Source organism: Mesorhizobium sp. M2A.F.Ca.ET.067.02.1.1, from assembly GCF_004023285.1.
Taxonomy (GTDB): Bacteria; Pseudomonadota; Alphaproteobacteria; order Rhizobiales; family Rhizobiaceae; genus Mesorhizobium.
In genome coordinates this window covers 1-991 of sequence record NZ_RZSB01001221.1, presented here as the reverse complement: position 1 = coordinate 991, position 991 = coordinate 1, and the positions used below count along the sequence as shown (strand labels likewise).

Genomic DNA, 991 nt, shown 5'->3' with positions numbered 1-991 from the left:
TCGCTTGGCGTCAACGTCGACGGCGTTCACCCGTCGGCGCTGCCCGCCATCCTCAAGGCGCAGCCGCTGCCCGGCGGCGCTCCGGTTCAGAGGCCTTCCGTCGCCATGGACGCGGCCGGCGTCAGCTCGTTCCACGAGATGTTCCCGGTCACCAAGACCCACATCGTTCAGTCGCTCTAAGTCGAGCGGCTGAATTCCTGAAACCCCTTCGAGCCGGCCAGTGAGCCGGCTCTTTTCATGAGGAGAATCGCCCATGTCTGGCTTTCAGACGCAGGCCGCCTACAATCCCGCCCCGGCTGTTGAGGGCGACTTCGCTTCCACCAATCCCCGCATCACCGTCCTGGCCGCCGCTGGCGCGCTGGTGTGCGGTGTGTTCGGCGCCATCGTCGGCCGCTTCGCCTGGCTGAGCTCTGCCCAGGTCGACAGCGACAACGCGCCGGCGGTGGTCAACACCTTCGGCACCGGCCCCGTCGCAGGCTTTGTCCATCGCGAGCAGCAGGGCCTGATCGAGCAGTATCTGCAGGAATCGACCATGCTGGTTCCGGCCGGGTTCCCCATCACCCTTTTCGATGGCGGCGATTTCTGGGTGAAGAACGCCGGCGCGACCCCCGCCTTGGTCGGCCAGAAGGTCTACGCCAACTATGCCGACGGCACTGCGACCGCCGCTCCGACCGGCACGCCTAACGGCGCGACCACTTCGGCCGGCTCCATCGCGGCTGCGACCAGCGGCTTCGTGGGCTCCATCGTCGGCAATGTGCTGACGGTCACAGCGGTCAACGCGGGCACGATTGTTTCCGGCACCACCATCTCGGGCACCGATGTCGTCAACGGCACCAAGATCGTGCAGCAGCTCACCGGCACCCCGGGCGGCGTAGGCACGTATGCGGTCAACATCCCCGACCAGGATGTCGATCCCGGTACCGTGATCGCCGGCACCTACGGTGTGTTCACGGCGGGTGGCGCCATCGTTGGCGTCTTCGGCGTCGGCGAC

The 991-nt window shown here is 66.8% G+C and carries 2 protein-coding genes; both read left to right on the top strand.

Annotation, left to right across the window (positions count from 1 at the left end):
- On the top strand, positions 1 to 180 hold a 180-nt coding region (locus tag EOA28_RS39360; RefSeq protein ID WP_210214996.1), incomplete at its 5' end, for a hypothetical protein.
- A 73-nt stretch (positions 181 to 253) separates the two neighbouring features.
- Positions 254 to 991: hypothetical protein (locus EOA28_RS36890; RefSeq protein ID WP_128315899.1), on the top strand; the 738-nt coding region annotated here is incomplete at its 3' end.